The sequence below is a fragment of the Nocardiopsis gilva YIM 90087 genome, assembly GCF_002263495.1.
Taxonomy (GTDB): domain Bacteria; phylum Actinomycetota; class Actinomycetes; order Streptosporangiales; family Streptosporangiaceae; genus Nocardiopsis_C; species Nocardiopsis_C gilva.
This window is the reverse complement of the sequence record NZ_CP022753.1, coordinates 37291-62047: the sequence shown is the minus strand read 5'-3', so window position 1 is coordinate 62047 and position 24757 is coordinate 37291. Positions and strand designations below refer to the sequence as shown.

The following is a 24757-nucleotide window of genomic DNA, read 5'->3' as shown; positions in this document are numbered from 1 at the left end:
CCAGGTAAGTTCGTCAGCGTGCTGCTCTCCGATCGTGATATCAGGTCCGAAATCGAGTCTGGGCGGGTCAAGATCGATCCGTATGACCCCGGGCTGATCCAGCCGTCGAGTATCGATGTCCGGCTCGACCGGTACTTTCGTGTGTTCGAGAACCACAAGTACCCGCACATCGACCCCGCGGTCGAGCAGCCGGATCTGACTCGGTTGGTCGCTTCCGAGGGGGATGAGGCGTTCATCCTGCACCCCGGGGAGTTCGTGTTGGCCTCCACCTATGAGGTCATCACGCTGCCGGACGACATCGCCAGTCGCCTCGAGGGGAAGAGCTCGCTGGGGCGGCTCGGGCTGCTGACGCACTCCACCGCTGGGTTCATCGATCCCGGGTTCTCCGGGCATGTCACGTTGGAGCTGTCCAACGTGGCGACGCTGCCCATCAAGCTCTACCCGGGGATGAAGATCGGTCAGCTGTGCATGTTCCGGCTGACCTCGCCCGCGGAGCGGCCCTATGGGTCGCCCGCCTACGGTTCCCGATACCAGGGGCAGCGTGGGCCGACGCCCTCACGGTCCTTCATGAACTTCTTCCGGACGCCGGTCGACTCGGACGATCGCTGATCCTGGCCCCCAGGGGCACTCGCGAGAGCGGCGAGCAAGGGGGGGTGGCGGGTGCGAGATCCCCGCCACCTGCCCTTCACGCTGGCTCAGCTGTAGTAGCCGGGAGAGCCGTACTCGGGGCCGCGGGTGATCGGGCGCGGTGTCTCGGTCCGGGGGAGGACGTAGGCGGACAGCAGGCCGCCGATGAAGCCGAAGAGGTGGGCCTGCCAGGAGATGCCCGTCTGCTGGGGCAGCACACCCCAGATCAGCGTGCCGTAGAAGATGATGACGCTGATCATGATGACGATGTCGACGGTCCGGCGCTCGACGATCCCGCGTAGCACGGTGTAGCCGAAATACCCGAAGACCAGGCCACTGGCGCCCACCGTGAGCGTCCCCGGCGAGGAGAACAGCCACACGCCGACCGCGCTCACCACCATCACGATCAGCGTCGTCCACATGAAGCGGCCGAGCCCGCCCAACGCCACGAGTGAGCCGAGCACCAGGAAGGGCACGGTGTTGCTCATCAGGTGCTCGAAGCCCGCGTGCATGAACGGCGCCGTCAGCACCGTCCACGGGGCGTCCGTCTGCCAGGCGCGCAGGCCGAAGGTCTGGTCGAACGCTCCGTTGGCGAGGAAGTCAAGGACCTCGATGATCCACATCGCGGCGGCGAAGGCCGCGACGGTCAGGATGGCGGTAATCCGAGACTGCGTCACGCTTCCGACTGTATGTGACCGCCTGTCGGCCGAATATAAGTCCGTGAGGACGGTCAACAACGCCCCCGCCGACCGGCTCGTCGACCCGCACGCAGCTGACCAGGGCCTTTTCTTGGGGCGTGGGGTAGTCCACGCCCGTGTACGTGTGACGCGGATCACATGACGGTGGCCTGCTGTTAGCTGCTGCTGCCCGCCGTCAGCGACCTGTCGCGCGGCGGGATCCCGACGGCCAGCATGAACGCCTCGATCTTGGACGGCGACGTCATGCCCGTGAGGGGCAGGTACGGGCGGCTCGCGCGGCGGCCCTCAACCGACGGGAAGACGCGCGGGCGGCCGGTCAGGTCGCACAGCCCCAGCGAGCGCGTGCGTCCGCGCAGCACGTAGTACGAGCCGATCTCGTCGAACGGGATCCGCACGATGTAGCGCCCCCGCGCGTAGCGGAACTCGCCGTCCTCGACCTCCAGCACCGGTACTTCCATCCGGAATCCGTGCCAGAGGAGGGCGCACCCGACCGCGACCAGCAGGATGCCCAGGATCAGGTTGGCCCAGTAGGTCGGTGAGAGAGCAATGGTGACGACGCCGAGCAGGGTGAGCGCGGCTCCGCCCCACGTTTCCCCATGCTTGCGCCCCACGGGACAGATCAAGCGAACCGTATCGGACACGGACAGGCCTCTTTCACTGTGCGTCACGGGGGTGTGGCTACCACCGATCGCACTGTACCGGTCTGACGGCCCAGCGGAAGGCCGAACGAGAAAGGAACGCGGTAAGGATTCGGAAACCGCCGGGAAAGCCGCACCCCCTGCCATGGCGGCGATCCGGGTTTCGGGCGTGGACGTGATCATATCGAGCGCCCCCGTAACCCGTGCCCGGGCGCGGCGCGCGCCTTGCGGCACGTGGCCGAGGCAGGGCCCGGGGCGCGTGGTGGCGCGGTGGACGTGTGGGATCTACGTGCCGCCGCGCCACCCTGGCCGGTCGGACGTGCCCCGGCCGCGCCCCACGGCTCACGCGACGTAGCGACCGCGACTCGGCTCGCTCTCGTGGTGCAGGCGGTCCAGCGCCGTTACGTAATAGGTGTGCGGCCCCTCTGCCACCTCCGTGTCGACGAACGTGGTCATCTCACCATCGCACCGCACCGTCCCGGCCATGTTCCGTGGATCCTCCATGTCGCATACCGGCGGCTCGGCATATTCGGGCTCCCCGGCAAACCGGTACACCGCGTAGTACGCCGGCTCGCTGCGGTGCCGCCGCCGAATGGTCAGCTCCGCCCCGCCCGCCGTGCGCCGGGCGCGGATGATCAACGGCGCAGGCGGTGCCTCGCCGTCGAGCCCTTCGGTGACCGGTATCAGCGCCGGATACGCGTAGTGCTCCTCGGCGATGATCCGCATGGCCTCCGCCGCCGTCGTCCGCATCCGAATCGCGCTGAAGTACACGTCCCCGTTCACCTGCGGGTAGTCCCGGTTGAACGCGAGATGCCGGCTCAGCTCGCGCATGTCCTCCCACGCCCCCGGGTTGCCCACCTTGTATGCGGCCTGCCCGATGTACAGGTGCGTGTCGGTCCCCTCGACCACGCCCGCCCACCACGGCACGAGCTTCGCGTAGTCGGCGACCTTCAGCCCGATCTCCCAGTACACCTGCGGGTTGATGTAGTCGAGCCACCCCTCGCGCACCCACTTCCGCGAGTCGGCGTAGATGCCGTCGTAGGACTCGAAGCCGCTGGTATCGGATCCGTCCGGATCGCTGGACGCGTTGCGCCAGATCCCGAACGGGCTGATTCCGAACCGCACGTGCGGCTTGGCCGCCTTGATCCGCTCGCTCATCTCCCGCACCAGCAGGTCGACGTTGTACCGTCGCCAGTCGCCGATGTAGTCGAAGCGGTTCCCGTAGCGGGCGTAGGTCTCCCGGTCCGGTATTTCCCTATTGCCCGAGGGATAGGGGTAGAAGTAGTCGTCGAAGTGCACGCCGTCCATGTCGTAGTGCTCGACCGCGTGCATCATCGCGTCCTGCACGAAGGCACGGACCTCCGGGATGCCCGGGTTGTAGTAGAAGCGCTCGCCGTACTCGAATATCCACTCCGGGTGCAGCCGGGCCGGGTGGCTCTCCACCAGGCGCTCGATCTCGTTGTGCATCGAGACCCGGTACGGGTTGAACCAGCCGTGGAACTCCAGGTTCCGCCGGTGCGCCTCGGCGATGGCGAACTCCAGCGGGTCGTAGCCGGGGTTACCGCCCTGCTGTCCGGTCAGCCACTCCGACCACGGCTCGAACGGGGACGGCCAGAAGGCGTCGGCCGTCGGTCGGATCTGCACGAAGACCGCGTTGAGGCCGTGGCTGACCGCCTCGTCGTACAGCCGGGCCAGCTCGGTCTGCTGGGTCGCGACGTCGAGGCCCTGGGCGCTGGGCCAGTCGATGTTCACGACGGAGGCGATCCACGCCGCACGCATCTGCCGCTTGGGCGGCGCGTCGGGGTCGGGTTCGGGGCAGGGGTCGTCGTAGTCGTCGGGGTCGTCGCTCGGCGCTCCGCCCCGTGCCGCCAACGCGTCGCGCGCGGGCAGGGCAGAGGCGAGCAGTGGTGCGGAGACGAGTGCGGTCAGCGCGCCGCCCGCCGCGCGCAGTGTGGAGCGGCGGGAGAGCAGCGCGGAGTCCTGCGGTGAGTGGGGGATCGGGCGGGAGGCGTGGTCCTGGTCCATGTATCGGCTTTGGTTCGGCGCTGCTCCCGGTTCCCGGTAATCGTCCATCGACGTTGGTCCCTTCCGAACTCGTGCGTTCTTGGAAGTCGGACAGAGCGATGTGATGCGCACCTCATTCTAAAAGGGTGCAATTGAGATTCCGTGGTGGAATCGCGGGTGTTTTTCGTCGACTGGACGCCTGGGGTCCACCGGGTCGGAGGGGACACATGGGTGAAGCGGGGAGGCGGCCGTGGTCCCCAGGCGACCGCCTCCCCGCTGGTCAGCGGCTCATGCGGGGAACACGGACAGTGCTCCCCGGTTCGGGATGCGCTGCTGGGCGGCGTGCAGCGCCGCCTCATAGCGCGGATCCGGCCGGAGTGCGTACTCGCGCGCGCACGCCTCGGTGAACTTGATGACGTGCTCGTCCACATGCTCCGCGCCGCGGGCGATCAGTTCGCTGAGTGCCGGGACGTCGTCGTCCTGGGACGCCGCGAGCGCCTCCGCCTCGCCCCGCCGGTCATCGGTGAAGGCCAGCAGCAGTGCCATGTGCACCTGCCACAGCGCCGCCACCGTCGGTTCGTGCAGTTCGACCGGCAGGTGCGGGAGCACGAGCCGGACCGCCGCAGGTGCCGTGACGCCGTGGATCAGTGGCACGGGGAAGACCTCCGGGTGGGCGAGGTAGACGCCCGCGAACTCCGCCGTCATCTCGCTGATGAGCCACTGCGGGTCGGTGGGGCGCACGGAGTCCAGAGCGTCGTTGTACCCCGCGTTCTCGCCCAGCCCGCGGAGACGCTGCGGAGGTAGCGGGGGCGGCTGAGCAGCCCCTCCGTCGGCCGACTGGCGCGGCAGGGCGGCGATCGCCGAACCGAGATCGGACGTGCCGCGCAGGTGCGCCTGGCCGGGTAGCCGGTGGTAGCGCGCCGCCCAGTAGGCGAGCGCCCGAGCGAGCTCGGTCAGCTGTGCCTGGCTGGGGGTGCGGGCGGCGGCGATGCCGCGCACGGCGTGCGCGGTGCGGATCGTGCCGTGCGTCAGGCCGCTGAGCATGCCCGGGATGAGGCGGGGCCACCAGCGGGCGAGCACGTCGCGCCACGGTGCCTCGGCCAGCTCACGAGCGAACAGGTGCTCCCACTCCCCGGCCTTGCTGAACTCGCCCAGCGCGGAGCGCCACGACGACTCGTCCTCGGGATCGATGCCGGAACGCCGCTCGGGCGGGTCGTGGTGCTCCGTGGTGTTCCGATAGTTGTTCACCCACGCCGCGACCTGGTCTCCGTGGCCGAGGGCCGCCAGGGCCTCGGCCGCCATCGGCCCGTGGGTGGCGAAGTCGTTGGATCCGTGCTCGTAGCCCAGGCCGTCCAGGCGGAGGAGTGCGTCGTTGACGGCGTCTTCGTAGCCGATCACGAGATAACCCTTCGGATTTACAAATAGTTCGGATATCCGAAGATATAGACTCCGGGTGTGAGTGACAAGACCTCGAACGCGGACTCGCGAGCGCCGAGCCCTGAGGAGATCAAGGAGATCCTCGGCTTCATTCCGCTGCTCGCCGGGTACTTCCGCCCGGCCCGGGCGATGGCCGACATGCCCGATGAGCTGCGGGCACTGTTCGAGGACCACCGGCTGACACCGCGGCACGGGGCCGTCCTCACCCAGATGCTGGCCGAGGAGCCGCTCACCGTCACCGCCCTGGCCCGGCGGTTGGATGTGTCACTCGGCACGGCCAGCGAGCTTGTCGGAGACCTGAGCCGAACCGGCTGGGTGGACCGCCGCGAGGACCCGGACAACCGCCGCCGCGCGTTCGTCAGCATCCCCGAGGGGCGCCGCCCCCTGGTCGAGTCGATGATCGCCGCGCGCGCCGCCCCGCTCCTGCGCGTCCTCGAAGGTCTCTCGCCCCGCGACCGCGAAGGGTTCCGGGCCGGGCTTCGGGCCTGGGCCCGGGAGGTGCGCGAGCTGTGAACCGCCCGCGGAGATTTGACCTTGACACCGGTGTCAGCACCTAGCGTCCCCGATATGTACGGTGAACCGGTGCGGATCGGAGAGCTTTCGGCGCTGACAGGCGTCAGCCGGAGGTCGCTGCGGTACTACGAGCAGCACGGGCTCCTGGAGTCCCGCCGTTCGGAGAACGGTTGGCGCGAATACGACCAGGACGCCGTGGTGCGGGTTCGCAACATCCGCGAACTGCTGGGGTCCGGGTTGAGCGTCGCCGACCTGCAACGCGTCGCGCCCTGCCTGGACCAGGACCTGGACCCCGAACAGTGCTACCGCGTCCTGGAGATCTACAACCATCGCCTGGCCGAACTCGACAGGAAGATCTCCGTCCTCGCCGGCCACCGCGACCGGCTGGAAAAGCGAATCAGCGGAGTTGGATAATCCGCCGCGTGCCGGTCGCCCATTCTGGCTGAGCTGAAAGAATCCTCATAATGAATCGCACCATTCCATGGTGGCTCTTTGTGCTGTTTTTGGTCCTGTTCGCCACCGCGACGGACGAATTCATCATCGCTGGCCTCCTGCCGCTCATCGCTGACGACCTGGACGTATCGATCGCGGCCGCGGGCCAGCTCATCACGGTCTTCGCGGTCGTCTATGCCATCAGTGCTCCCACGCTGGCGGTCGTCTTCGACCGATTCCCGAAGCGCGGTGTCATGATTTCCGGACTGGCGGTTTTCGCTGTCGCGAATATCGCGGCGGCATTCGCGCCGGGTTATTGGATACTGATGCTCGCGCGCGCTGTCGCCGCGCTGTGCGCGGCCGTCGTCACGTCCGCGGCGTTCACGTCCGCGGCCGTGGGCGCTCCGGCCGGACGCCAGGGCCGCTACCTCTCCGTGCTCACAGCGGGCATGACGGTCGCCCTGATCACCGGGGTCCCGTTGGGCTCCTGGCTCGGCGGTGCCGTCGGCTGGCGGGCGACCTTCCTGCTGATCGCGGCGGTGGGCGTCATCGCCGCGGCGGGGTTGGGGATCACCGGCCCGAAGATCAGCGGCAGCGCGCCCGCCCCACTGCGCGAGCGGCTCCGCCCGCTCCACGACCCGGCGGTGCTGCGTCTGGTCATGGTGAGCTTCCTGGTGGCGTCCGGTGGACTGATGTTCTACAGCTACCTGGCGCCCTACACCGCTTATGTGGCCTGGGATTCGCCATCACTGCTCACCACGCTGCTGTTCGTCGTCGGTGTCGCTGGCTTCGGTGGAGCACTGTTCAGTGGCCGCCTGACCGACCGCCTCGGACCGCGGCTCGCCCTGCCGGTGGTGGTCGGCGGTCACACGCTGGCGCTCGCCCTGCTCGCTGTCCTCGCCCTCACCGGCTTCGGCTACCCGATCCTGCTCGGCATGCTGGTCGCACTGTGGGCGGTGTTCGCCTGGGGCACCAACCCACCGATCCAGGGCAGCATCATGGCGGCGGTAGGGTCGCAGGTCGGGATGACCGCGCTGGCGATGAACATCGCCGGTCTCTACCTGGGCACGGGCGTGGCGGGCGCCCTGGGCGGTGCCCTCATCAGTCTCGTCGGTGTCCGCTACCTGCCGATCGCCGCCGCCCTGATGACACTGCTGTCCCTGTCGCTGACCTTGCGCCCCGCCCGAGAACGCTCTGCGGCGACCCCGGACGCGACGCCTGCGAATGCTGCCGGGCCCCCGGCCGAGCGGCCCGAGTCGCCAACCCCTGCCGCCTGCGGGTGAGCGGAGTTCCTGACTCGAACCGCCGGGATGGGTCACCGGCTCTTGAGCTCGACGACGTAGCGCTGGACCTCCCCCGCGGTCCCGTCGCATCCCACCAGCACGGGTTCTGGTCCCACCTGCTCGACCACGGCGTCGAAGTGCCGAGCCGCTGCGGACCGGGGATCTCGCGCTGTTGCCCGCACGACGCGCGTGCCGTCTGGGTCAGGGTCGGTCGGCGCCAGCTCCAGCCGCTGGCCGATCCACTCCCAGCCAAGCGTCCGCAGGAGTTCGCGCTCGACCGCCTGTTCCCAGGGGTACTTCAGGTAGCCCCAGCCTCGGTAGAGGTCGAGCAGGTCGGCGGGGTCGCCGGTGCGGTGCACCAGCTGTCCCATGCGCTCCGGAGTGAGGTTGCCCCAGTAGCGGCCTTCGGGGAAGTCGACGAGGGTGGGGGCGAACCGGTGCCCGCCGAAGCTGCTGACCCGCCACACACGCACGTCGCCGGAGCCGCCGTGCGCGTCCCGTAGCGCGCGGTAAAGGGGGTAGCCGTAGGTGCCGCAGCAGCCGTCGACCGAGGCGTGGGTGCACACGACCAGGTCGCGGTGGTGACCCGTCGCTCGGTAGCGGGCGAAGGGGTCGAGGGCGGCCGGGTCGTCGGAGAAGAGCGCGTCGATGAACTCGGCCGCGTGCTCCTCGGGCACGCTGTGCTCGATCCGGGACAGCGCGGCGGCCGCTCCGGGTTCCCGGTCGAAGCGGAGCACCCGCATCATTCCCGGGGTCGAAAACTCCGGGTCGGGCGCCGCCGCGAAGGTCTTCATGGTCAGCCCCCGCTCCTCGGTCCTGCGCGTGGCCGCGCGCAGTGCGGCCCGCAGCGGCGCGGGCACGCGGGGCGTCTCCCACACGGGGGTGCCCATCCCCTGCGGCCAGGGCAGCGGCAGTTCGAGCATGAGAAAGCGGTCGAAGTAACGCGCCGTGCCGATCGGATCCTCCGCGGCCGCGCGCGCCACCAGCGAGCAGGATCGGCGCACTGGCGCGGGGGCCGCGCGCTCCCGGTCGGCGCGGGTCGGCTCCCGTCCGGCGAGGGCGTCGTGCAGGTTGTCGCGGGCTCGCTCCGCCTCGGACTCGAGCTGCTCGACGGTGCCGAGCTTGGTCACGCTCTCCACCGCGCTCGGCCCGGTGAAACGGCCGTGCTCGCGCAGGGTTCGGTAGAGCCCGACGAAGTCGACCATGCCGTCGCCCGGTGTGATCGCCGGCGGCATCCCACCGCTGGCGGCTCCGTTCCGCTCCGTGCGCCGCACCGGATGGTCGCGGGCGCCGACAGCGACGACATGCGGGGCGAGCTCGGCCAGGCCTTCAGTGGGGGATCCGCCCCCGTAGTGCACGACGTTGCCCGGGTCCCAGCACGCCTGGAAGGCCGTGTGCCCGACGCGTTCGATCAGGGCGAGGGTGTCGGCGGCGGTGCTGGTCAGCCCGCCGTGCGGCTTGACCGCGATCGTGACGCCGTGGGCGGCGGCGTACGGGGCGGCGCCGACCATCAGCCGCACGTAGCGCTCGTCGTTCGCTGGCTCGGCGCACCCCATGTCGACCAGGAGCCGCACACCGAGCCGGGCACAGTGGTCGATCTGACGGCACAGCGAGCTGAGTGCCACCGCGTCGCCGCGGTCCAGGTCGGCGGCGTGGCTGAGCAGGACGAGGTCGAGCCCGTGCTCCGCGATGATGGATCCCACGCGCGCGGCGCGCTCGGGTGGGGTGTCGGGGGTGACCACGGCGGGCACCCCGTGCACCGGCAGCGCGACCGTGTCGAACCCGGCGGTCCGGATGCCGCGCAGCGCGCGGTCGAGGGGGAACTGCGCCCACGGCCGGATCGTGCAGGCGAGCCGTGGAGCGGGGGCGGGAGCGGTCACGGGTGGACCTCCTGGTCGAACCGGGTGACGAGGACGCGACGGGATGCGTCGCCGGCGTCAAGGACGAGGCTGTGCGCGCGGACGCCGTAGAGGTCGCCGACGGTGTCCTCGGTCAGCAGCCGGGATGCGGGGCCGACCCGCACGTCGCTGCCGCCGAACATGAGCATCGCGGTATCGGCGATCTCTAGAGCGTGGTCGGGATGGTGGGTCGTCATGACGACCGCGTGGCCGTCGTCGGCGAGGTCGCGCAGCAGGTGCAGTACGCGGCCCTGGTTGCGCAGGTCGAGAGCGGAGGCGGGTTCGTCGAGGACCAGAACCCGCCCTTCGCCCGCGATCGCACGGGCGAGCAGCACGAGCTGGCGCTCGCCACCGCTGAGCGTCGGATAGTCGCGGTCGGCCAGATGCCCGATGCCGACCCGTTCCATCGCGGCCAGCGCCAGGCGGCGGTCGCGTCGGCCGGGGGACGCGAGCGGCGCGAGGTGCCGGGTGCGGCCCATGAGCACCATGTCCAGCGCCCGGTAGGCGAACGTGGAGTGGTGCTGTTGGGGGACGAAGCCGATGGCGCCATCGGCCCGCACCGTGCCCGCGGTGGGGTGTGCGAGCCCGACGAGGCAGCGGAGCAGGGTGGTCTTGCCGCGGCCATTGGGGCCGAGCACGGTCAGCACCTCGCCCTCGGTGACGCGGTGCGAGATGTCGCGGAACAGCCAGTGGGGCGGGTCGTAGGAGAACCCCAGCCCGTCGAGGTCAAGCATGGGACCACATCCTTCGGCGGCTGTTGTGCAGGAGGACGAGGAAGACGGGGGCGCCGACGAGGGCGGTCAGCACGCCGAGCGGAATCTCGGCGACCCCGAGGTTGCGCGTCACGGTGTCGATGACGGTGAGGTAGGCCGCGCCGATCAGGACGGATACGGGGATGACCGCTCGGTGGTCGGAGCCCACCAGCAGCCGCGCGAGGTGGGGCACGACCAGTCCGACCCAGCCGATGACTCCGCTGACGGCGACCGCCCCGGCGACGACGGCCGCCACCGCCGCGAGCAGCAGCCAGCGCAGCCGCCCGGGGCGCAGGCCGAGGGTGGTGGCGTCCTCGTCGCCGAGGGACAGCACGTTGATCCGCCAGCGCAGCGCCAGGAACAGCGCTCCGCCCGCCACGGTCGGGATACCGACGACGGCGACCTTGGCGTAGCTGGCGGCGGCAAGGCTGCCGAGCAGCCAGAACACAATGGACGGCAGGTCGGTGTAGGGATCGGCGAGGTAGGTGAGGAGCGAGACCAGGGCGGAGAAGAACGCTCCGACAACGATGCCGGACAACACGATCGTCAGGGGCGGGGCGGGTCCGCGGGCCCTGCTGATCACGAAGACCGCCACGAGTGCGGCCAGCCCGAACGTGAACGCGCCCAGGACCAGCGCGGCCGAGCCCAGCCCGAGCACGATCGCCAGGGCGCCGCCGAACGACGCGCCCGAGGAGACGCCGAGGATCTGCGGGCTCACGATCGGATTGCCGAAGACGGCCTGGAGGACCGCGCCGCAGACGGCGAGGCCCGCACCGACGAGCATGCTCAGCAGGATCCGGGGCAGGCGCACGTTGAGCACGGCGGCGGCCTCCGTGGCCGACCAGGTGCGGTCGATCGGGAGGAGCTGGCCGAGGAGGATACGGACGACGTGGTCGACGCTGACGGAGTAGCGGCCGAAGCCGAGGGCCAGGACACCGACGACCAGGACGACGGCCACCAGCCCCGCCACCGTGCCGCGATGGCGGGGAGCGGCCGCCGCTTCGGCGTCGTGGACCGCGTCGGCCGGTTCCGCGGCGTCGACCACCGGCTCAGTTGCCGAACGCGTCATAACCGCGGGATACGGAGTTGAGCTTCACGTTGAGGATGGTGTCCAACTGAGCGTCGGAGGGCTCGCCGCCGTAGAGGAACCCGTAGGTGTCGACGACGTCCTCGCGCAGGCCCGGCGCCCCGGTCTCGTGCACCAGACCGGCGACCCACGCCCACATGAGCGGGGACTCCTGGCTGGGCGGGTCCCAGCGGTAGCCGCCCAGGGGCACCTTGTAGACGCGGCGGTCGCGCACGGCGCGCAGGCCCGCCAGTTTGGGGTCGTCGTACATGGACTTCGGCGTGGCCGGGCCGAAGTTGCCGATCAGGATGATCTCGGGGTCCCATTCCAGGAGCTGCTCGACGTCGATCGTGGCCCGCTCGTTGTCGAGGTCGGCGGCGGGATTGCGGCCCCCGACGAGGTCGATGACGAAGTGGTTGTAGGAGGCTCCGGCGCCGACCTCCAGACTGTCCTCGGCACCCCGCAGATACAGGACGGACGGCCGGTCGTCGTCGGATTCGGGCAGCTCGGCCCGCAACCGCTTCAACCGCTCGTGCATCCGACCGATCAGCTTGTCGGCCCGGTCCTGCTTTTCGAGCAGCTCGCCGTAGAGGGTGATGGCGCCTTCGAGGTCTTCCTGGGTCCCGTAGGTGAGCTGGGCGACCGGGAGGCCGGTGTCGCGCAGCGGATCGACGAGGCCGGCGCCGCGGTCGCCCCACTGGATGACCACGTCCGGCTCCAGCGCCAGAACACTCTCGATATTGGGCGCGAACTCGGCTCCCGCGACGTCGGTGGCGACCTTGAGCAGCTCGGGGTAGACCTCGCCGAGGTAGCTGTCCTCGATGGCGGTGCGCGAGGCGGCGTTCATGCCGACCAGCACGTCCGGCCCGCCGTTCACCGCCACCACCATGGAAGCGGCGGGCAGCGGGATCGTCACCACTCGCTTCACCGGGCCGGAGAGCGCCACCTTCTCTCCCGCGAGGTCGGTGACCGTACGGCCCCCCGCGTCCTCTGAGGTGCCGGTTCGACCGCACCCGGCAGTGACGAGCGGAAGTACGGCGGCGGCGAGCGCTCCTCCCAGCAGTCTGCGACGCGGGACAGCCGGAAGGGAGGGTTCATCTACACGGTTTCGCCCGTGGGGGACGATGCTCGGCGGAGCGGCGCGATGGAGCATCCGGGTTCCTCTCGTGTCCTGGACGCAGGCCGCAGAAGAACCTGCACCCGGGACAGCGGAGCACCCTCACCACGACCGATCAACCGGACCGCGGTCGATCACGCCATGAGCAGCACACGCCACACCCGAACGGGACTGCCGCAACCACGGCAGCCCCCATGCACGCTCCCTGGGGTCCGCGCCCCGTGGATCGTGTCCGCGACAGGTCAGTCTCCTGACTCCCGGATCAACGCTCACCCCGACCTTCCGGCCCATCAGCCGTGGTCGCACGTGGGGTTCCCTCCCCGGTCACAGTGGCGGGACCGTGCCGGATTCACACCGGCTTCCTGGATCCCGTCGCGGTCGGCCGACAGATCAAGGCTAACCAACCCCCTCCCGAACTGGAAGGTCAGACCTGTCTTCCGTAGAAGAACCCGGGGTCGACTCCGAACGCACCGCACCGCCCTGCCCGCCCCGGCGGCCCCCGACCTCGACCCACGAGATCAGGGGCGAGAAGAGATCACCTCACGCCTGAGCGTCGTAGGCGTCGACCATCCACGTCACCCCGAAGCGGTCCGTGCACATCCCGAAGAGGTCGCCCCACATCTGCTTCTCGAAGGGCACCTGCACGCTGCCGCCCTCGGACAGCTTCTCCCAGTAGCCGCGCAGATCGTCGGTGTCGTCCCCGCTCAGGCTGATCGACATGTCGTTTCCGGCCTTGTGCTCCATGTCCGGCGGAGCATCCGCCGCCATGAGCGTGAACCCGCTGGGCGTCTCGAGCATCGCGTGCATGATCTTGTCGGCCCCGGGCGTCCCCGGCGGTGCGTACTCCCCATAGGTGTTCAGCGACAGCGTGCCGCCGAAGACCCTGCTGTAGAACTCCATTGCCTCCCGTGCCGTGCCCGGGAAGCTGATGTAAGGGTTGAGTCGAGACGTCATCGCAGGCCCTCCCAAACCGTGGCGAACCACCATCGTCGCAGTTCATCCCGCATATGCGGTGGCTATCGCCCCGGCATGTCGGACATCGGCCGATCCGGTCGTGCCCGCGCTCGGTCGAGCGCGGTCGGTCGGCCGGGCGACGATCAACGCATCGCGTTTCCCGTCGAAAGCACACCCTCGCGCGGAGGGGGTCGCCATCCGCCCTCGTGGTCCAGGAGCGGCCCGCGTCGGCTGGTCGGGGCGGTGGCGTGGAGGCGAGATCTCTCGACTCCCAGGCGGCCGCTGTCCGCGACTCGAACTGCGACCAAACGAGAACCGGCGTCCCCCTCGGGTAAGGGAAACGCCAGTACAACGGGGTGGGCCACCAGGGGATCGAACCCTGAACCCGCGGATTAAAAGTCCGCTGCTCTGCCAATTGAGCTAATGGCCCGTGAGAACCCCCGACTGTGCAGGGGTTTCTCCGACGGAGGTCACTTTACCCGAGTCGCACGACGGTCGCACAGCTGAGGATTCCGACATCAGCTGAACGTGAGAGGCGACCGATGACCGTCAAGAACCTGTTCCTTGAGCACATGGCCAGCTGGGAGCTCGACCTACAAGCCCGCGGCCGATCGGAGCGCACCATCAAGCGCTACCGCGACACCATCACGCTCTTCGCCGCCTACCAGGCCGACCACGACCGCGAGCTCAAGGCAGGCAAGGCCAAGCCCGCTCACATCCGTGACTTCCTCCGCAAGCGCCAGACCGACACCTCGCCAGGCAACGCGGCCATCGACTTCCGCAACCTCCGCGCCTTCTACAACTGGCTCGTGCGCGAAGAAGAGATCAAGGTCGGCAAGAACCCCATGCTCAAGGTCGGCGCGCCCAAGGTCCCACGAAGGACATCCCGTGCTCGCTCCGGAGCACATCACCGCACTGCTCAAGACCTGCAAGGGGAACTCATTCGAAGCGCGCCGCGACCGCGCGATCATTCTCACCCTCCTCGACAACGGAGTGCGCGTCTCCGGCCTGGTCGGACTCCGTTACACCCCTGACGACAGCGACACGAACGACGTCCTCCTGCAGCAGTCCGCCCTACGCGTCACCCTCAAGGGCGGCGACATGCGCCTCGTCCCCATCGGACGCGCCGCCGCCTACGCCATCGACCGCTACCTCCGAGCGCGCCGCAACCACAACAAGAGCCACCGCAAGGAGCTCTGGCTCAGCCCGAAGGGAGCACTGACCGATTCCGGCGTCCGCCAGATGCTCAAGCGCCGCGCCAAGCTGGCCGGAATCCACCACATCTACCCGCACCTGTTCCGCCACACAGCCGCACACCTCCTGAAGCTCTCAGGTCTCAGCGAGGAAGAGCTCATGGCGATCTGCGGATGGAAGTCCGCCGCGATGGCCAAACGCTACGGGGCGTCCGCCGCGGCGGCCCGTGCCCGCACCGCCCACCGCCGCGTCTCCCGGCAGACCAGGCCACAGCAGCCTGACCCGCGATACACCAGCGCCCCCGGATCCCTCCCAGGTCCGGGGGCGCGCCTGCTCGGTGACCTAGTTGAGGTTCAGGCCAGGAAACTCGCTGAGGTCGTAGAGGCGGAATTCACGCGTCAGTTCGCGCATGAGCTCCGGCGTGACAGGTGCGGCAGGGTCCCACCGCGACTCGACCTCTCGCCAGAACGCAGCCCGATCCTTCCTCGGGTCGGTCAGACCCGCGGCCTCGCAGAACATTTCACGGACCTCACCGCGCAGGTGGTGGTCGTAATCACGCAACAGGTGCCGGATGGAAATGCCCTCACGCGCGTCGATGACCGTGATGAGCTCCCCGCGCATCTTGATCACGGTCGTGATGAACGAGTCGGGCGCTGCCAGCTCCCTCGTCGTCCTGAGAGCAAGGGGAAATAGAGGGGTTAATTGGGGGGCGATGGGGGATCGGTACGGCACAGTCCCTCCCCTGACGTGCGTGGATAGGTGTTCGAGGTGATCATGGTAGGCCGACCTAAAGTCAGAATCCACCACATACCGTGACAAAGCCAGCATCCGAGCGCCGTAAGCCGCGCCGCTGAGGGGAAACCGGCAGCTGTGGCCGGATCCGGCCACGCGCATGACTGCGAAATGTGCTAAGGGCTATCGTCCTGCTGCTCCCGTCGCTGCTTGCGGCGTCGTTGCTCCCTGCGCATATGCAGCATCATCAACGCGTCATCGCGTGCCCGCTCCAGCGCGTGCTCGAGCAGGGCTCGGCGTTGTTCCCTCGGCAAGTCGTCGTCCTCTTCTAAGTCGTCGGCGATCGAGCGGTACACCCGCTGCACGATCTCGAAGTCCTCATCGGCGACCAGATAGCGGTGCGTTTCGACACCGTGCTCTTGGTCGCTCTGGACGTTCACCAGTTCCTCACCGTCGCGGCTCCGGGCGTCCTGTAGCGAGGCAGCAGCTTCTCGCTCAGACGAGGGTGGCGAGGCTTCTGGTTCCACGTTCTTTCGGTAACCGGCCGCAGCGGCGAAGGCGAGCACCGCGTCACGAACCTCGGTTCGGCTGTCCTCAGAGAGAAGCTGCTCGACGAGGTGGTCGACAGCGTCGTGGTTGGGGCGGTGAAGTCCGTGCGCCCAGCGGCTGACCTGGGAGCGGTGGACCCGTGCGACCTTGGCCAGGCGGTCGCGCGTGTAGCCGAGCTCCTTCAGGTCGTCGAGCGCTTGGTTCAGGGCGATCGGCTCCCAGAGCGGGGAAGATTTTCGGCTGTGCATGCAGCGCACACTACAGCTTCTCTCGTCTGTCTACGAGGGTTACCTAACCTGCCCGGACGCGACAAGTTTCTTACCTTCAGGGTGTGCATGCAACGCACATACACGACGTCATCCCTGATGAATCAGCGCAATTCGCTCTTGCGTGCGGATAAACGCCAGGGCTAACGTGCGGTCCATGCACACGATCTTGCGACCGCAGTCGCTCGCCCGAGTTGCGGTTCGCCGCACACATTGGGAGCGGTGCATGACCGCCGCGGGCCTGACGACCCACACCGCGCGGGCAGAGCCCTGGGCGTTTCCCACACCACCGCCATGCGTGTCGGCACCGGCGAGATGCCCCGTCGGCCTCGATGATCGCCCGAGCCCTCCTTGCCCTCAACTGCCGATTCGACGACCTCTTCGAAGTTGTGGAGGTCGACTGATGGCCCACCCTGATCCCAAGCGGCGCAAGGAAATCGCACGTCGCGCAGCACACATCTCCTGGGCACGCACCCCGATCCGAGCCGAGCGGCTGGCCGCTGCCAACACGGCTCGTGAGGCCAGCTACGAACGTGACGTCGACCCCGACGGCGTGATGTCCGAGGAAGACCGCCGCAAGGCAGCACGTAACGACCGAACCGCCTTCTACCTCGAATTGTCGAGGCTCGGAGTCGAGGCGCGTCGGCGCAAGCGCGCAGAGGAGGACGCCGCGTGAGCAGATCCAAGGCGATCGGCACCGCCGCCGAGAGCGCCGTCGTTCGCTTCCTACGCCCACACGGGTGGCCATATGCCGAGCGGCTCGCACTGTCCGGCGCGGCCGACCGCGGCGACATCACCGGCACCCCAGGCGTCGTGTGGGAGGTCAAGTCCGGGAGGAGCGCGGAGACCGCTGGAGACTCCCTCATACGGGATTGGCTGGAGGAGACCGAGACCGAGCGGCGCAACGCTGGCGCCGACGTCGCCGTGCTGGTGACCAAGCGGGCAGGGTTCAGTGCGGATAGAGCCGCGTCGTGGTGGGCGCACATGGACGCAGCGACATTGGCCGCACTGCTCGGCGCCCGCCGCCCTCTCCCCGACATCACCGTGACTGCACCGGTCCGGATGCACCTTTCCGCCGCAGCTGCGCTGCTGCGCGCGGCCGGGTACGGCGAGCCGCTGCACGCCCGGGAGGAAGCTGCATGAACGTGCACATCGATCTCGACGACGATGCGACCTGGGTCGCCGCGCTGCGCCAGGTGCGCGCGCAGATCGCCGAGCTTAAGCAGACTGAGGCCGTCATCGAGGGCAGTTGAAGGGGCGTTTGGGGAGGCGACCGAGGCTCGAGTGGGTGGGCGACCGGTGATCACCTACCGCTGGACGAAACCCGTCGAGCGCCTCGACACGAGGCGGCTACGCCGGGAGCACCCGGACCTGATCGCCGAATACACCCGTACCGGAGAGCCGGGCCGGCGGTTCGTCCTCCTCGACGTCGAGGACGGTGGGGCTTGATGTTTACCCAGCCCGGTGCCGTCGAGCCCGACTCCAATGAGGGCATCAAGCGCACGCTGACCGACGTCATCATGGCCGCGTCCGCTAACGCGCCGCGTTCCCGTCAGCGCCGGATCGGCCCCTCGGAGGTCGGCGACCCGTGCCCCCGCCGCCTGGCCTACAAGCTCCTCGACTGGCCGACCGTCAACGACGGCGGCGACCCCTGGCCGAGCATCGTCGGTACCGCCACTCACGCCTGGCTGGCTGACGCCCTGCTGCTTCACAACGACAAGGAGCCAGGACGGTTCCTCATTGAGAGCCCCGTGGAAGTCGACGACGGATCCGTATCGGGTTACCGGCTTTCTGGGTCGTGCGATGCCTACGACACCGCCACGAATACCGTGATCGACCACAAGGTCGTCGGTGACTCCGCGCTGCGCAAGTACAAGGCCGAAGGAGTCCGGGAACAGTACCGGGTCCAGGCCAACCTCTACGGCCTCGGCTTCGAGCGTTTGGGCTTCTTCCCCCAGACAGTCGCTCTGGCGTTCTATCCGCGCGGCGGGATGCTCGGCGGGATGTGGGTGTGGTCCGAGCCCTACGACCGCCAGGTCGCCCTCAACGCCCTCAAGCGCCTCGGTTCCGTCCGCGACGCCCTCGTCGCCTTGGACCCCGAATCACGCCCGCAGATGTGGGCCCACATTCCCGCCGCGGCAACCAGCGCATGCCGGTTCTGCCCGTGGTGGCGTCCTGCCAGCACCGACCTGTCCGTCGGCTGCCCCGGCGACCTCACCAACACCACCCAGGCCACGAAGGCCGCATAGGAAACGGAGACACCCATGTCCTTCACCTTCTCCCAGCCTTCCGGTGGCGGAGGCTTCTTCAAGCCTGCCGAGCATGACGGCCACCTGGTGCTGATCACCAACTGCCACAAGATCGAAGACCGCTTCGACCAGTTCAAGGGCAAAGAAGTCCCGGCCGCCACGGTGGACGTCGTCGACCTTGATGCCGACGCCGAGCTGCGCGAGGGCGTCCTGATGACCCACGGCGGCCTGGTCAACCGCCTTACGCCGGCGCCCACATGGTGCTGGGCCGGATCGGCAAGGCCACAACCGCGAGCGGCTTTGAGGCGTGGGTGCTACAGCCCTTCGACGAGCAGGGCACCGACGCCCAGCGCGCCCAGGCGTGGCTGGACGCCCATGCGAAGCCCGCCGTGTCCCAGCCCGCCCCGGCGCCCCAGCCGCAACAGCAGGCGCCCGCCGCCCAGGCCCCGGCGGCGGCTTCGGGGATGGCCGACCCCAACGACCCCGCCGTTCAGGCGCTGCTGAAGTCCCTGCAGCAGAAGTAGCAGGTCACCAGGGGAGGCGCCCAGGGAGGCGTAGGGGAGGCGCACGAGGCGAAAAATCGCCTCCCCTGCGCCTCTTCCCGCCTCCCTCCCTGCCTCGCCCAAGCTGGACCTCAGCCCGACCGGATCCAGTCGGACACGCCGCGTGCAACCCGCGGCGGGCACCACGCACCGGCCACGCACGACGACGAGGACGAGGGGAGCAGTGCACACCACAGCCGAGGGGAGCGACTGAGGGATGCCGGGATGGCTGCCGCCGAGCAGGCCGCCGGGATGACGTGGCCGCGATCGACCTTCTCATCGCCCGCGCCGCTGCTACCGGAAAGCCGTTCAGCGCCAACGACATCCGCGCGCAAATCCCGGACGACGCGCGCACCGCCGCCATCGGCGCCCGGTTCGCCCACGCCCGCCGCCGAGGTGTCATCGAGCCCATCGGCTACGTCACCTCTACCGACCCCGGCACCCACGCCCACCAGGTCCGCCAGTGGCAGGGCGCGCGCCGATGAGCGGCCCCACCGACCCGCAACCCCACCAGCACGACCCGGACAGGACCCACGTGCCCCACACGCTCAATGCTGCCCTGGCCCTCCACGCCGCCGGGCTGTGCGTCATCCCCGCCGCTTCAGATGGCACCAAGGCCCCGGGCACTGGCCGGTGGCGCGACTACATGACCGCCCGCCCCGGCGAGGATCGGGTTCGCGCGTGGTTCGCCCACGGCCACCCCGGTGTCGGCATCGTCGCCGGGGCCGTGTCCGGCGGCCTCGTCGCCCTGGACGTGGAAGGCCGCGCGGTCGACGAGGGGATCTTCGCCCAGTACGTGGAGCTGGCCGACAACAGCGGCCTGGGAGACGCCCTTCGCCAGGTAATGGGCGGCTACACCGAGTCGACCGCGTCCGGTGGCCTGCATCTGCTCTGGCGCGTCGACGACGGCCAGGGCGTTGCCAACACGAAACTCGCCAGCCGCCCAAGCACGGCCGAGGAGCTGGCCGAGAACCCGAACCAGAGGACCCAGGTCCTCATCGAGACCAAGTCAGAGGGCGGGTTCCTCGTCGTCGCGCCGTCGCACGGCCCGGTACACCCCAATGGCGGCCGGTGGACCCTGCAGTCCGGTGGCCCGACACCATCGCCGTCCTCAACCGGGAGCACTCCGACGCCCTCCTAGAGCTCGCTCGGATGCTCGACGAGACCCCGCCGCCCGCCGCAATGCCTCAGACCGCCACCCCGTCCTCGACCGGCGGTGGCACCTCACCCGGCGACGACTACGAGGCCCGCACCGACTGGTCCGACATCCTCACCCCGCACGGGTGGACCGAACTGTGGACGTCCGGGCGCACCCGGTACTGGCGGCGCCCCGGCAAGCGCATGGGAGTCTCAGCGACCACTGGCCGCGCCGAGGACAGGGACAGGCTGTACGTGTTCACCACGAGCGCGGAATTCGCCAGCGAGACGCCGTACACAAAGTTCGGTGCCTATGCCCTCCTCGAACACGGCGGCGACTACCGCGCCGCGGCCCGCGCGCTCAAGCAGGCCGGGTACGGCAAGCCTGCCCCGACCCCTCCCGGCCGCGGCTCACCCTCGTCGGCGGCACCCGCTTTTCCCAGCCGGGAACCGCGCCCATCGAGGGCACCGCCGCGCTGTCAGTCGACGAGCCCGCCCCTCCGCTGGCCCCGACACCTACACCCGCACCGACGACGGCAACGCCCTGCGCTTGGTCGACGAGCACGCTCACCAGGTGCGTCACTGTCCTCAGAGGGGCTGGTTGGTGTGGGACGGCCACCGCTGGACGTGGGACGACCGAGGCCGGGTGCGCGAACTCGCCCGCGCCATCGCACGAAGCCTGCCCGACGAGGCCAAGGAGGACGCCGGGCACAAGGCGCGATCGCTGTCCGCCCGCGGGCTGGAGGCCATGGTCAAGGTAGCTCAGACCGACCCCCGCATCGTCACTCCACTCGCCGAACTCGACGGCGACCCCTGGCAGCTCAACACACCGTCGGGCGTCGTCGACCTCCGTACCGGCACCCTCGGCGCCCCCGACCCTGCCGCCCTTCACACCCGCTCCACGCTCGTCGCCCCGGACTTCGACGCTCCGGCTGAGAGATGGGGCCAATTCCTCACTGACACTTTCGGAGGGGACCCCACACTGATCGCCTACGTGCAACGCCTCCTCGGGCTCTCCCTCATCGGCACCGTGGTCGAACAGCTCCTCCCCTTCGCATTCGGCGACGGCGCCAACGGCAAGAGCACGCTTGCCGACACCGTCATGCGCCTCGTCGGCATCGGCGAGACCGGCTACGCCATCTCCGCGCCTTCGGAGATGCTGCTGGCGTCGTCGGCCAACAGCCACCCCACTGAGATAGCCCGGCTGGCCGGGGCACGCCTGGTCGTGGCATCCGAACTCGACGACGGTCAGCGCTTCGCCGAGGCCCGCATCAAGATGCTCACGGGCCGGGACGTCATCACCGGCCGGTTCATGAGACAGGACTTCTTCAGCTTCACCCCGACGCACACACTGTGGCTGCTGGGCAACCACCAGCCGCAGGTGCGCACCGGCGGACCGGCGTTCTGGCGAAGGCTCCGCCTCGTCCCGTTCCTGCACACCGTCCCGAAGACCGCCGCGACCCCCACCTGGAGGAAAAGCTCGTCGACGGCGAAGGCCCGGCGATCCTCGCTTGGCTCATCCGCGGCGCCGCCGACTACCTCGCCCAAGGACTTCCCACACCTGAGAGCGTCCGCCTCGCCACCCGCTCCTACGAACAAGACCAGGACACCGTCGCCCGCTTCCTCACCGACATGTGCACGCTCGGCGACCCCTCGCAACAGCACATGAGCATCGTCGGCGGCAAACTCCGCGCCGCCTATGAGGCCTGGTGCCGCAGCGAGGGAGAAGAGCCTGTCTCGGCGAAGAAGTTCACCACCGAGCTCAAACGCCACGGCGTCACCACGAAGCGGTCCGCCTCCACCCGCTACTACGCCGGGGTCCACCTCAACCACACGGCGGATGAGAGCGGCTGGTGAACCCGTCACCCCGTCCGCCCCCCCCGACATGACCTGTCAGCACCCTGCCGGCCACAGAAGAACGTGCAGTACCCCACCCATGACACATCCACGTCCGGCAATGACACATCCGATGACACGTCGGAGCCAAAAAGAAGGCAGGTGGTGACACATATGACAGATATGACGGATTCTCGCCGCATCGCCTCCCACGCGCGCATGCGCACGCACACGAGCCGCTCAACCCGAACCACGTGTCACACCCGTCATCCGTCACCCGACCCGTCACAGGGGTGCTGGTGACCACTGCTCGACTCCGTGCCCAGCTCGACGTCTGCGCCCGCTGCCGTGCCGTGGTCGTCCTGGCCCTCGACGCACCCCTCGCCGCGCTGACTGTCCGACTCGACCCCGTCTCGCTCGACCCCGCCCAGGAGCTCCACGCTCGCTTGGCAGGCCGGTTGACCTACGACCTGTTCCCCGCCGGACAACACCAGGAGGTCGCCGAGCGCGACCAATTCCGAATACGCCAGCGCCACCACCACGTGCTCGCCGCGCACGAATGTCCCGGGCCTATTCCGGAGTTGGCAGTGGAATTCACTTCAACGGAGAAGGAGGCTGACGATGGCGAACCCATCCCTTTCTGAGAACGCCATATATTCCCCGATGACCCTTCGGCGGTTGCGCGACCTCCTCGACGCCCGCATCACCGCTGATCCGGGCAGCGCCGACGTGCGGCTCCTGATGCGCGAGGTCGGCTACGACCTTTACCAGGAGCCCACCGGCCATATCTACCGCGAGAACCACGATGGCCAAGACGACCCGGACGGCGCATATGTCGTCATTGAGACCCGCGAACCCTGAACCCGTCCTTCCCGTCCAAGAGGAGCGCTGTTGAACACGGAGACCCTGACCGTCACCTGGGCGCGCAGGCTGGGCCAAGTCCGCGCCGACCTGCTGTGGATCTCCGACCGCTGGCCCGACCTGTACCAGTCCCGGATCCCCGGGACGGCACGCCCCCGGCCGGTAGGCCACGCCGCCACTGACGCTCGGCGCCGTCGCGACGAGCTTGTCCGTACCGAGCGTGCCGAGCGAGGTGACAGCGTCCTCGGAGGGTCGAAGGCGCCGATGGACCTCGATGTCCTGGACGTCCTTACCGAGCTGCTCACCACCGCTGACGAGCTTGCCGAGCGCATCGCCGAGACGGCTGGCGTCGATGTTCTCGCTCCGCCGACCACGGCCTACGACTACCCGGCGCTCGGCTTGTACCTCGCCCACGTCGGCGAGCACTTGGCGGCTGCGGCCGAGATCGATCACGAGGCGCTCGACGATGCCCAGCACACCGTGCGCCGAATGCGGGCGCGACTAGAGGGCGCGCTCGGGGAAATCGTCGACGGACACCGGCTCTCTGTGATGTGCGCATGGTGCCGGGGAGTCACGTCCGAGGCGCCCGCAGGAGGGGAGAGAACCCTAGTCGTGCGGCTCGTCGCCAACGCACTGGTGATCGTGTGCACCTCGGATGTGTGCTCGCCGCCGCCCGCAGACTGCGGGACCTGGGTGTACGGCCGTCCGGCATGGCCGGAACACGAATGGGGCTGGCTGAACGGGCGGCTCGAAGCGGTTAGTAAAGACGGCAGGATGGCGTCATGACTATCGAAGAATTCCTAAGAGCGCGCCTGGAGGAAGACGCCCAACGGGTGGACAGGGCGAAGGCGCATGGATACCCCGCCGAGCCTTACCCCTACGAGCAGTTGGTTGCTGACATCCGAGCCAAAGCCCGCATTCTTGGAAACTACCGCTGGGTGAAGGGGCAGAAGGATAAGGTCCCGAGCCTACCGATAGATCAGTCCCTCGGCGCACTGAAGGAAGTTCTCCATCACATGGCCCAGGTCTACAGCAGCCATCCCGACTATGACCCGATGTGGAAGCTGTGATCAACAGTTGCGCGAGTTATCCACAGGCGCTACCTTAATTGCGGGATAACTGTGTCCACAGATCGACCAATGTAGGCCCGGCGCCGTCCATGGGACGAACCGGGCCGTTCGTATTTCCGGAGCGGACCCCTCCCGTCAACCGGAGCACGCGTGACCGCCATCGTTCACCAGGGCGACGCCCTGCAGGTCCTGCCTACTCTGCCCACCGGCAGCGTCGACGCCCTCATCACCGACCCGCCATACAACAGCGGGGGTCGCACACCCGCAGAGCGGCGCAGCGACACCGCACGCGGCAAGTACGTCAGCGGCGACGCCCAACACGACCTCGCCGACTTCGCCGGGGACAACCGCGACCAGCGCGGCTACCTCGCCTGGCTAGCGCTACTGCTGTCGGAGGGCCTGCGCCTCACCCGCCCCGGCGGCTCGGCCCTGGTCTTCACCGACTGGCGACAGCTACCGGTCACGTCCGACGCACTACAGGCCGCCGGGTGGACCTGGCGCGGCGTCATCCCGTGGCACAAGCCGATCAGCCGCCCAGTTCGGGACGGATTCAAGGCCGAATGTGAGTACGTACTGTGGGCGTCGCACGGCCAGCCCTACCGCCACGCACCGACCATCTACCTGCCCGGCCTACTCGAAGGCTCGCAGCCGCGAGGCAAGCAGCGACAGCACATCACGCAAAAACCAGTCGCGGTCATGCGCGAGCTCGTAAAGATTGCACCCGTCGGCGGGACCATCCTGGACCCGTGCGCCGGGGCCGGATCGACCGGCGTCGCGGCGCTGCTTGAACGGCGGCAGTTCGTCGGCGTCGAAGTAGCCGCGCACTCCGCCGACGTTGCCCGGCAACGCCTCACTGAAACCGGCCACCACCCGTAGCCCCGCGCTCCCGGCCCTCGTCTACC

General features: G+C 68.9%; 30 protein-coding genes, 1 tRNA gene and 1 riboswitch. Of the genes, 20 read left to right on the top strand and 11 right to left on the bottom strand.

Going from position 1 to position 24757, the window contains the following annotated elements; genetic code table 11:
- Positions 1–18 precede the first annotated feature (18 nt).
- A complete protein-coding gene (gene dcd / locus CDO52_RS00385; protein ID WP_017619429.1) occupies positions 19–609 on the top strand; it encodes a dCTP deaminase in 591 nt (196 codons plus the stop codon).
- Between the two features lie 86 nt (positions 610–695).
- Here the strand turns inward: dcd and CDO52_RS00380 are convergent, their stop codons facing one another.
- The 4 genes from CDO52_RS00380 to CDO52_RS00365 form a co-directional block, all read right to left on the bottom strand.
- Complete coding sequence (locus CDO52_RS00380) at positions 696–1304, bottom strand: rhomboid family intramembrane serine protease (RefSeq protein WP_017619428.1); 609 nt, start codon at positions 1302–1304, stop codon at positions 696–698.
- A 176-nt stretch (positions 1305–1480) separates the two neighbouring features.
- Positions 1481–1966 (bottom strand): hypothetical protein, encoded by a 486-nt coding sequence (locus tag CDO52_RS00375; protein ID WP_026125932.1) that lies wholly within the window; start codon positions 1964–1966, stop codon positions 1481–1483.
- 339 nt (positions 1967–2305) lie between these two features.
- The gene (locus CDO52_RS00370) at positions 2306–3988 is read right to left on the bottom strand and encodes a glycoside hydrolase family 10 protein (protein ID WP_017619426.1); all 1683 of its coding nucleotides are present in this window, start codon (positions 3986–3988) and stop codon (positions 2306–2308) included.
- Between the two features lie 267 nt (positions 3989–4255).
- Entirely contained in the window at positions 4256–5365 is a 1110-nt protein-coding gene (locus tag CDO52_RS00365) for a questin oxidase family protein (RefSeq protein WP_094932152.1), read from the bottom strand.
- A 57-nt stretch (positions 5366–5422) separates the two neighbouring features.
- Here CDO52_RS00365 and CDO52_RS00360 point away from each other — a divergent pair, with 57 nt between their 5' ends.
- From CDO52_RS00360 to CDO52_RS00350, 3 genes are read left to right on the top strand one after another with little or no spacing between them, the layout of a single operon-like run.
- On the top strand, positions 5423–5917 hold the full coding sequence (locus tag CDO52_RS00360) for a MarR family winged helix-turn-helix transcriptional regulator (protein WP_017619425.1): 495 nt from the start codon (positions 5423–5425) through the stop codon (positions 5915–5917).
- Between the two features lie 54 nt (positions 5918–5971).
- On the top strand, positions 5972–6331 hold the full coding sequence (locus CDO52_RS00355; RefSeq protein WP_017619424.1) for a MerR family transcriptional regulator: 360 nt from the start codon (positions 5972–5974) through the stop codon (positions 6329–6331).
- A gap of 50 nt (positions 6332–6381) precedes the next feature.
- Complete coding sequence (locus CDO52_RS00350; RefSeq protein WP_232524353.1) at positions 6382–7632, top strand: MFS transporter; 1251 nt, start codon at positions 6382–6384, stop codon at positions 7630–7632.
- 32 nt (positions 7633–7664) lie between these two features.
- Here the strand turns inward: CDO52_RS00350 and CDO52_RS00345 are convergent, their stop codons facing one another.
- From CDO52_RS00345 to CDO52_RS00320, 6 genes are all read right to left on the bottom strand, one after another.
- Positions 7665–9512, bottom strand: a complete 1848-nt coding sequence (locus CDO52_RS00345; RefSeq protein WP_017619422.1) for a TIM barrel protein — start codon at positions 9510–9512, stop codon at positions 7665–7667.
- A complete protein-coding gene (locus tag CDO52_RS00340) occupies positions 9509–10264 on the bottom strand; it encodes an ABC transporter ATP-binding protein (RefSeq protein WP_017619421.1) in 756 nt (251 codons plus the stop codon). Before CDO52_RS00340 ends, CDO52_RS00345 begins: the two co-directional genes overlap by 4 nt.
- Positions 10257–11351 carry a FecCD family ABC transporter permease gene (locus CDO52_RS00335; protein WP_094932150.1) on the bottom strand — a complete coding sequence of 365 codons (1095 nt, stop codon included), beginning with the start codon at positions 11349–11351 and terminating at the stop codon, positions 10257–10259. The genes CDO52_RS00340 and CDO52_RS00335 overlap by 8 nt, the downstream gene beginning before the upstream one ends.
- On the bottom strand, positions 11332–12501 hold the full coding sequence (locus CDO52_RS00330) for an ABC transporter substrate-binding protein (RefSeq protein ID WP_017619419.1): 1170 nt from the start codon (positions 12499–12501) through the stop codon (positions 11332–11334). Before CDO52_RS00330 ends, CDO52_RS00335 begins: the two co-directional genes overlap by 20 nt.
- 187 nt (positions 12502–12688) lie before the next feature.
- Positions 12689–12871, bottom strand: a riboswitch (cobalamin riboswitch).
- A 134-nt stretch (positions 12872–13005) separates the two neighbouring features.
- Positions 13006–13419 carry a VOC family protein gene (locus tag CDO52_RS00325; RefSeq protein WP_026125929.1) on the bottom strand — a complete coding sequence of 138 codons (414 nt, stop codon included), beginning with the start codon at positions 13417–13419 and terminating at the stop codon, positions 13006–13008.
- Positions 13420–13776: 357 nt separating this feature from the next.
- A tRNA-Lys gene (locus CDO52_RS00320) sits at positions 13777–13849 on the bottom strand.
- Between the two features lie 112 nt (positions 13850–13961).
- Here CDO52_RS00320 and CDO52_RS28475 point away from each other — a divergent pair.
- Both CDO52_RS28475 and CDO52_RS00310 read left to right on the top strand, forming a co-directional pair.
- Positions 13962–14453, top strand: coding sequence for a phage integrase N-terminal SAM-like domain-containing protein (locus CDO52_RS28475; protein ID WP_094932149.1), 492 nt, complete (start codon positions 13962–13964; stop codon positions 14451–14453).
- Positions 14335–15306 (top strand): tyrosine-type recombinase/integrase, encoded by a 972-nt coding sequence (locus tag CDO52_RS00310; RefSeq protein ID WP_232524551.1) that lies wholly within the window; start codon positions 14335–14337, stop codon positions 15304–15306. The genes CDO52_RS28475 and CDO52_RS00310 overlap by 119 nt, the downstream gene beginning before the upstream one ends.
- Positions 15307–15521: 215 nt before the next feature.
- Here CDO52_RS00310 and CDO52_RS00305 read toward each other — a convergent pair whose 3' ends face one another.
- Complete coding sequence (locus tag CDO52_RS00305; RefSeq protein ID WP_017619415.1) at positions 15522–16142, bottom strand: hypothetical protein; 621 nt, start codon at positions 16140–16142, stop codon at positions 15522–15524.
- 421 nt (positions 16143–16563) lie between these two features.
- Between CDO52_RS00305 and CDO52_RS00300 the strand changes: the two genes are divergently transcribed.
- The 14 genes from CDO52_RS00300 to CDO52_RS00245 all read left to right on the top strand — a co-directional run bounded on the left by CDO52_RS00300 (position 16564) and on the right by CDO52_RS00245 (position 24731).
- A complete protein-coding gene (locus CDO52_RS00300) occupies positions 16564–16836 on the top strand; it encodes a hypothetical protein (RefSeq protein ID WP_017619413.1) in 273 nt (90 codons plus the stop codon).
- On the top strand, positions 16833–17303 hold the full coding sequence (locus tag CDO52_RS00295) for a hypothetical protein (protein WP_017619412.1): 471 nt from the start codon (positions 16833–16835) through the stop codon (positions 17301–17303). Before CDO52_RS00300 ends, CDO52_RS00295 begins: the two co-directional genes overlap by 4 nt.
- A gap of 156 nt (positions 17304–17459) precedes the next feature.
- Positions 17460–17609, top strand: a complete 150-nt coding sequence (locus CDO52_RS28470) for a hypothetical protein (RefSeq protein ID WP_232524352.1) — start codon at positions 17460–17462, stop codon at positions 17607–17609.
- On the top strand, positions 17609–18409 hold the full coding sequence (locus tag CDO52_RS00285) for a PD-(D/E)XK nuclease family protein (RefSeq protein WP_017619410.1): 801 nt from the start codon (positions 17609–17611) through the stop codon (positions 18407–18409). The genes CDO52_RS28470 and CDO52_RS00285 overlap by 1 nt, the downstream gene beginning before the upstream one ends.
- Before the next feature lie 257 nt (positions 18410–18666).
- Positions 18667–18933 (top strand): hypothetical protein, encoded by a 267-nt coding sequence (locus CDO52_RS28465; RefSeq protein WP_232524351.1) that lies wholly within the window; start codon positions 18667–18669, stop codon positions 18931–18933.
- Between the two features lie 275 nt (positions 18934–19208).
- Positions 19209–19436, top strand: a complete 228-nt coding sequence (locus CDO52_RS00275; RefSeq protein ID WP_232524350.1) for a hypothetical protein — start codon at positions 19209–19211, stop codon at positions 19434–19436.
- Complete coding sequence (locus tag CDO52_RS28460) at positions 19433–20092, top strand: bifunctional DNA primase/polymerase (RefSeq protein WP_232524349.1); 660 nt, start codon at positions 19433–19435, stop codon at positions 20090–20092. Before CDO52_RS00275 ends, CDO52_RS28460 begins: the two co-directional genes overlap by 4 nt.
- A gap of 309 nt (positions 20093–20401) precedes the next feature.
- On the top strand, positions 20402–21757 hold the full coding sequence (locus CDO52_RS28455; protein ID WP_232524348.1) for a DNA primase family protein: 1356 nt from the start codon (positions 20402–20404) through the stop codon (positions 21755–21757).
- On the top strand, positions 21754–21945 hold the full coding sequence (locus CDO52_RS28450) for a hypothetical protein (protein ID WP_232524347.1): 192 nt from the start codon (positions 21754–21756) through the stop codon (positions 21943–21945). Before CDO52_RS28455 ends, CDO52_RS28450 begins: the two co-directional genes overlap by 4 nt.
- Positions 21946–22223: 278 nt before the next feature.
- Complete coding sequence (locus CDO52_RS27005) at positions 22224–22568, top strand: hypothetical protein (protein ID WP_152471670.1); 345 nt, start codon at positions 22224–22226, stop codon at positions 22566–22568.
- Positions 22569–22587: 19 nt separating this feature from the next.
- Positions 22588–22785, top strand: a complete 198-nt coding sequence (locus CDO52_RS00260) for a hypothetical protein (RefSeq protein ID WP_017619405.1) — start codon at positions 22588–22590, stop codon at positions 22783–22785.
- A 30-nt stretch (positions 22786–22815) separates the two neighbouring features.
- A complete protein-coding gene (locus tag CDO52_RS00255) occupies positions 22816–23571 on the top strand; it encodes a hypothetical protein (protein ID WP_017619404.1) in 756 nt (251 codons plus the stop codon).
- Positions 23568–23855 (top strand): DUF6221 family protein, encoded by a 288-nt coding sequence (locus CDO52_RS00250; RefSeq protein ID WP_017619403.1) that lies wholly within the window; start codon positions 23568–23570, stop codon positions 23853–23855. Before CDO52_RS00255 ends, CDO52_RS00250 begins: the two co-directional genes overlap by 4 nt.
- Positions 23856–24005: 150 nt before the next feature.
- On the top strand, positions 24006–24731 hold the full coding sequence (locus CDO52_RS00245) for a DNA-methyltransferase (RefSeq protein ID WP_017619402.1): 726 nt from the start codon (positions 24006–24008) through the stop codon (positions 24729–24731).
- The last annotated feature ends 26 nt before the right edge of the window (positions 24732–24757 follow it).